This window comes from Oleiphilus sp. HI0043 (genome assembly GCF_001634935.1).
In genome coordinates this window covers 1-294 of the sequence record NZ_LWEY01001009.1, presented here as the reverse complement: position 1 = coordinate 294, position 294 = coordinate 1, and the positions used below count along the sequence as shown (strand labels likewise).

General features: G+C 44.6%; 1 protein-coding gene. It reads right to left on the bottom strand.

Features of this window, described 5'->3' with window-relative positions; all coding sequences use genetic code 11:
* Positions 1 to 294: KH domain-containing protein (locus tag A3729_RS10820; protein ID WP_231877416.1), on the bottom strand; the 294-nt coding region annotated here is incomplete at both ends.

Sequence of the window (294 nt, the reverse complement as noted above, 5' to 3'; positions counted from 1 at the left end):
GATATTAACGAATGCACCGAAATCAACGATACGCTCAACTTTACCTTCGTAAACCTGACCAATTTCAGCTTCAGCAGTGATACCCATAATCATATCGATAGCTGCTTGAGCACTCGCATTGTCTTCACCAAATACCTTGATAGAACCGTCATCTTCGATATCAACTGATGCACCAGTCTGTTCAGTAATAGAACGGATCGTTGCACCACCTTTACCGATAACGTCACGAATCTTGTCAGCGTGAACACTCATGGTACGCATTGCAGGAGCCTTGTCAGACAAGTTCTCGCGAGA